General features: G+C 76.5%; 4 protein-coding genes and 1 tRNA gene. 4 read left to right on the top strand and 1 reads right to left on the bottom strand.

Annotated features, from left to right (window positions below; all coding sequences use genetic code 11):
* Positions 1-165 precede the first annotated feature (165 nt).
* From E2C05_RS27905 to E2C05_RS27895, 3 genes are all read left to right on the top strand, one after another.
* On the top strand, positions 166-1,866 hold the full coding sequence (locus E2C05_RS27905) for a tetratricopeptide repeat protein (protein ID WP_133222914.1): 1,701 nt from the start codon (positions 166-168) through the stop codon (positions 1,864-1,866).
* Complete coding sequence (locus tag E2C05_RS27900) at positions 1,866-2,720, top strand: 4-(cytidine 5'-diphospho)-2-C-methyl-D-erythritol kinase (protein WP_133222913.1); 855 nt, start codon at positions 1,866-1,868, stop codon at positions 2,718-2,720. The genes E2C05_RS27905 and E2C05_RS27900 overlap by 1 nt, the downstream gene beginning before the upstream one ends.
* A gap of 26 nt (positions 2,721-2,746) precedes the next feature.
* A tRNA-Gln gene (locus tag E2C05_RS27895) sits at positions 2,747-2,821 on the top strand.
* 363 nt (positions 2,822-3,184) lie between these two features.
* Here E2C05_RS27895 and E2C05_RS27890 read toward each other — a convergent pair.
* Entirely contained in the window at positions 3,185-4,462 is a 1,278-nt protein-coding gene (locus E2C05_RS27890) for a hypothetical protein (RefSeq protein WP_205083135.1), read from the bottom strand.
* 96 nt (positions 4,463-4,558) lie between these two features.
* On the opposite strand from E2C05_RS27890, the gene E2C05_RS34390 reads away from it, so the two are divergent.
* Positions 4,559-5,805, top strand: a 1,247-nt coding sequence (locus E2C05_RS34390) for a glycosyltransferase family 4 protein (protein WP_158292411.1), incomplete at its 3' end; no start/stop codon positions are given.

Below are 5,805 nucleotides of genomic sequence, written 5' to 3'. Positions count from 1 at the left end.
CGCGTCGCGGCCGGGGATCGGGGCCGCGCGTCGCGGGCCCCTGGCGCCGGGCGATGCCGCCGCCGATCCCGGGCGGCGTGGCGGGCGCCGGGCGCGGGCGGAATGGCGGGGGAGAGTGCGCCGCGGCGATTCCACTGGGCGGCGATCTGCTCTAGCCTGCCGCGCATGCAGTTTCCGGGACCCTCGCCGCGGCTCGCGCTGCTCGCCGCCGCGCTCCTTTCCGCCTGCGCCGCCGGCGGGGTGCCCGGCCAGGGCGGGCCGCGCGGCCAGGGCGCCGCCAGCGGTGCCTTCGGCGCCTATCTCGCCGGCCGATTCGCCAGCGCCGAGACGGATACCCAGGCGGCTGCGGACTACCTCCTCGCCGCCCTGAAGGCCGACCCCGACCAGCCGGAATTGCTGAACCGCGCCTTCATGGCCGCCCTGCTCGACGGCAGGGCGGATGCGGTGCGGCTCGCCCGCCGGCTGCCCGACAACCCCGCCGCCACCCTGCTGCTGGCCGGCACCGACCTGCAGGCCGGGCGCTGGGACCGGGCGGAACAACGGGTGAAGGGCATCGGCCGCGGCGGCCCGCTGCAGGTCCTGCAGCCCGTGCTGCTGGCCTGGCTGCAGCTTGGCCGCGGCCAGCCGGACCAGGCGCTCGCCATCCTGCGCCCCCTGGCCGAGGGCAACCGGCTGCGGGCGCTGAACGCCCTGCACGCCGCCCTGATCGCCGACATCGCCGGCCGGACGCGGGAGGCGGAGCGCTTCGCCCGCATGGCGGTCGCCGACCAGCCGCAGCCGATCTGGCGGCTGGCGGTGCTGGCCGGCGGCGTGCTGGGCCGCGCCGGCAAGCCGCAGGAGGCGGCGCGGCTGCTGGACCAGATCGCCGAGGGCGGCGACGACGCGGCGCTCGGCGCCGCCGAGGCCAATCGCCGCGCCCTGCTGGCGCAGCGCGGCGTTGCCTCCCCGGCGGATGGCTGGGCGGAGGCCTATACGGCCCTGGCCGGCGCGCTGCGCGGCCAGGGCTCCCCGGACGTGGCCTTGGTGCTGGCGCAGCTTGCCCTGCGGCTGCGGCCCGGCTTCGGCCCGGCCCTGGTCATGGTGGCGGATGCGCTGGCCGACCAGGCGCATGAGGAGGATGCGCTCGGCGTGCTCGGCCGCGTCGCCGCCGAGGACCCGCTGGCGCCGGTGATCGGCCTGCGCCGCGCCGGGCTGCTCGACAAGCTCGACCGGACGGAGGAGGCGGTGGCGCTGCTGCGCCGGCTGTCCGACGCCTACCCGGCCATGCCGCAGCCACCGACCCGGCTGGGCGACCTGCTGCGCGGCCGCAGCCGCTTCGCCGAGGCGGCGGTGGCCTATGACCAGGCGATCGCCAGGCTGGGCGAGGTGAAGCCGCGCGACTGGCCGCTGCTCTATGCCCGCGGCATCGCCCGCGAACGCTCCGGCGACTGGCCGCGGGCCGAGGCCGACCTGCTCCGCGCGCTCGAGCTCTCGCCCGAGCAGCCCTACGTGCTGAACTACCTCGGCTATACCTGGGCGGAGCAGGGGAAGAACCTCGACCGCGCCAAGGCCATGCTGCTGCGGGCGACCGAGCTGCGGCCGCAGGACGGCAACATCGCCGACAGCCTGGGCTGGGTCCTGTTCCGCCTGGGCGACCTGCCCGGGGCGGTGACCTGGCTGGAGAAGGCGGTGGAGCTGGAGCCGCGCAACAGCCTGATCAACGACCATCTCGGCGATGCCTACTGGGTGGCCGGCCGGCAGCGGGAAGCGGCCTTCCAGTGGCGCCGCGCCTCCACCCTGGACCCGGAGCCGGAGGAGCTGGCGCGGATCGAGGCCAAGCTGCGCGACGGCCTGCCCGGCTACCCCGCCAGCACCGCCCAGCGCTGATGTTTTCCGAGTCCGCGCCGGCCAAGGTGAACCTGTACCTGCACGTCACCGGGCGGCGGGAGGATGGGTACCACCTGCTGGACAGCCTGGCGGTGTTCGGCCCGGTGGCGGACGCGCTGCGCGTCGCGCCGGCGGACGACCTGGCTCTGGCGCTGGAGGGGCCCTTCGGCGCGACGCTGGCGGCCGAGCCGGACAACCTTGTGCTGCGCGCCGCGCGCGCCCTGGCGGCCGCCGCCGGCGTGCCGGCGCGGGCCGCCATGGTGCTCACCAAGCGCCTGCCCGTGGCCTCCGGGATCGGCGGCGGCTCGGCCGACGCGGCGGCGGCGCTGCGCGGGCTGGACCGGCTCTGGGGCCTCGGGCTGGGGGAGGCGCGGCTGGCCGCGATCGCCGCGCCGCTCGGTGCCGATATCCCGGTCTGTGTCGCGTCCCGTCCCGCCCGGATGCAGGGGGTGGGGGAAGCGCTGTCGGCCGCGCCCGCGCTGCCGCCCTGCGGCCTGCTGCTGGCGAATCCGGGCGTCGCGCTGCCGACCCCGGCGGTGTTCAAGGCCCGCGCCGGCGGCTTCACCCCGCCCGCCGCGCTGCCCGCCGCCTGGCCGGACGCGGCGGCGATGGCGCGCGCCCTGGCGGCGCTGCGCAACGACCTGGAGCCGCCGGCGATCGCCCTCTGCCCCGTCGTCGCGGAGGTGCTGGCGGCGCTGCGCGCCCTGCCGGGCTGCCTGCTGGCGCGGATGAGCGGGTCGGGCGCCACCTGCTTCGGCCTCTTCGCCGATGCCGCGGCGGCGCGGGCGGCGGCGCCGCTGCTGCCGGGCCGGTGGTGGCGGGAGGCCGGGGGGCTTTACGAGACGGGGGGCTGACCCCTATTCACCGGCCACGCGGCGGGTGGGGCGTCGCCAAGCGGTAAGGCAGCGGTTTTTGGTACCGCCATTCCCAGGTTCGAATCCTGGCGCCCCAACCACCACCATCCCGCGACACCTCGACCCGGGCGCGCCGTGCCGGTGCCGGCATGCAACGCGCTCCGCCCGGCCGGAACGCCGATGCCTGGCGGGTATCCGGGCAGGCCAGCGGCGGCCGAAGCCATGGGCCGAGACCGCCGCCGAACCCGGATGGCGAAGCCCCGAGGCCCTATGCCGACGGCTGTCGATCGCCGGGCGGCAGGAGCCGCGCCGCCCGTCCGGGCGCCCGGCCTGTATGCATCAGCCATATATGCATCAGGCATGTATGCATCAGCCATGCCGCAGGCATTGCACCCGCCCCGGCCGGCGCGGCGCGGCGGCGCGCCGGACCCGCATGCCCCGCATCCTGACGATGCCCGGGTCCGTCACCCGGCGTAGTCGAACACCACCCGCGAGACCGCCAGGGACAGCACGCGCCGGTCGGTGCCGCCGGCATCCTCGGACGGGCTGCCGCCGGTCAGGCTGACCAGCCGCAGCAGCCGCACCGCGCGCGGCGCCGGCGGCGCGATATGGACGCGGAAGCCGCCATACTCGTCGGCCTCGACCTCCACCGCCGCCGCGGCATCGTCGAGGGTCGCGGTCAGCGCCGGCGCATCCGCCCGATACAGGTGGCAAACTTCCAGCGTCACGCCGGCCAGCAGCCGCTCCGGCGCCGGGTTCAGCACCAGGCCGCGCGGGCTCATCCAGCGGAAGGAGCCGGAGGGATAGACCTCCTCCATGTGCCAGCCGGCGCCGAAGACGCCATCCTCGGGCGCCACCCGGACCTGGCGGCCGCTGGCCTCGCCAGCCGGCACCGCGGCCTGCGGCGGCGCGGTCAGCGCCAGCAGGCCGCGCAGCGCATCCTGCTCGGCGCCCGGGGCCGTCGCCAGCCGGTCCAGCAGCAGGGTGGCGGCGGCGGCGATGAAGCCGTTCACCCGTTCCTGCTGCACCGCCACCTGCCGGCGCAGCTTCTCCTGCAGGTCGCGCTGCAGGACCGACTGCTCCTCCTCCATCTGCCGCAGCCGCGCCTCCAGCTCGGCCAGCCGGCGGTCCTGCGCGCCGGCGCCGGCCCGCGTCCAGGCGAAATGGCCGAGCGGCGTGTCCTGCCCGACCATGTGCAGCTCGACCGTCAGCCCGGCTTCCGCCAGGTCGGCCGGCAGGATCGGCAGGGCGAAGCGGAAGGCGCAGCCGCCTTCCGGCAGGCCGACCGGCGGGTCCACGCTCACCGCCCGCGCCGTGGCGCCGTTGATGCGGGCATAGAGCACCGGCTCGATCAGGCCGTTCCGCTCCTCCCGACCCGTGCCGCGCAGCATGCCGTGGTCGAGGTAGAGATCCTCCGCCCGCACCGATGGCGGGCCGAGCAGCGTCAGCGCCGCGGCGGCGCCGGCGAGCGGCCAGGGCGGCGCCAGGTCCGGCCCGTCCGGCGTGGCGGAGAGGCGAAGCTCGGCCGGCAGTGGGACATGCGGCAGCCGGGCCACCGGCAATTCGAGGATCGTGCCGGCGGCGATGCGGCCGCGCGGCTCCAGCCGCCCCACCTCGATCCCGCGGCAATGCAGCAGCAGCGGGCCGGGCGCGTCGAGGCTGCGCAGGGCACGCAGCGCCAGGCGATGCGGCCCCGCTCCGACCATGAGAAAGGGGAAGGGGCTGCTGCCGCTGCCGTCCATGCCCCACGGCGGTACCATGGCATAGTTTGCACTTCAAGACTTCGTGTGCTTTCTGGCAATGATCGCGCCGCAGCCCGGCGACATGGTGACGAACCGATGACCGATGCGCGCGACCGGCTGACCGTCTGGACGCCCCTGCCGCCGGAACGCAACGGCATCGCCGACTACGCCTATGTGCTGCTCGCCGCGCTGTCCGACCGCTACGGCTGCCGCGCCGCCTGCGACGACTGGCTGGCCCGCGTGCCGGATGGCGTCGCGCTGGTGGACCCGGCGCTGGCGCATCGCGGCGCCGGGCCGCGGGCGCTGCACCAGCTGGGCAACAATCCCGGCCATGGCTTCGTGTTGCGGGCGCTGCGCCGCGTGCCCGGCGTCGTCACCCTGCACGATCCCGGTCTGCTGCACCTGTATGGCACGATGGGCGAGGATGCGGGGACGATCCGCGCCGGCATGGCCGCGTCCCTGCCCGGGCTGTCCGCCATCTTCGCCCGGCACTGGCGGGAGGAGCGGGTGCAGACCGCCGCCGACCACCTGCTGTTCGACCTGGCGGGGGAGACGCTGGCGCGCGCCCGCGCCGTCGTCGTGCATTCCCGCTACGCCCGCAACCGGCTGCGCCTGGTGCATGGCCCGGCGGCGACCGCGCATGTCGAGGTCATCCCGCATTTCGTCCCGCCCGTGCTGATGCCGGACCGGCAGGCGGCGCGGGCGCGGCTGGGGATCGCGCCGGGCGACTTCCTCGTCGTCACCTCCGGCTTCGCCACCGCCGCCAAGCGCTTCGACTGGCTGCTGGCGGCGCTGGACCATGCCTGCGAGGCCGGCGCCGACCTGCGCTGGATCCATGCCGGGGCCGAGCGGCCGGAGGAATACGACCTGGCCCGCGCCATCGTCGAGCGGCCGGCGCTGCGCGGCCGCGCCGCCGTCACCGGCTACCTGGAGGAAGCGGCGCTCGATGACCACATCGCCGCCGCCGACGTCCTAGTGAACCTGCGCTTCCCCTCGACCGGGGAGAGCTCCGGCTCGCTCGCCCGCGCCTTCGCCGCCGGCACCTGCTGCATCGTCTCCGACACCGCCGCCTATGCCGAGCTGCCGCGCGACGCGGTGCTGCACCTGCCGCTGACCGAGACCGTGCCGCTGCTGTCGCGCGTGCTGCGGGCGCTGGCGGCGGCGCCGGACCGGGCGGCGGCGATCGGCGCCCGCGGCCGGGCGCATGCGCTGGCCGAGATGGGGCTGGAGGCGGTGGCCGGGCGCTATGCCGCGGTGATCGAGGCGTCGCTGGACCGGCCGCCGGCACCCGGCCCCGCGCCCCGCCCGGCGGCGCCTTTGACGCTGGAGGCGGCGGGGCTGCA

It is taken from the genome of Paracraurococcus ruber, from assembly GCF_004353985.1.
Classification (GTDB): Bacteria; Pseudomonadota; Alphaproteobacteria; order Acetobacterales; family Acetobacteraceae; genus Paracraurococcus; species Paracraurococcus ruber.
This window is presented reverse-complemented; position numbering and strand designations above follow the sequence as displayed.

Bases quoted from the DNA above. Each gene is read 5' to 3' on its own strand.
- E2C05_RS27890 (WP_205083135.1), bottom strand. From the start codon at position 4,462: ATGGACGGCAGCGGCAGCAGCCCCTTCCCCTTTCTCATGGTCGGAGCG.
- E2C05_RS27900 (WP_133222913.1), top strand. From the start codon at position 1,866: ATGTTTTCCGAGTCCGCGCCGGCCAAGGTGAACCTGTACCTGCACGTC.
- E2C05_RS27905 (WP_133222914.1), top strand. From the start codon at position 166: ATGCAGTTTCCGGGACCCTCGCCGCGGCTCGCGCTGCTCGCCGCCGCG.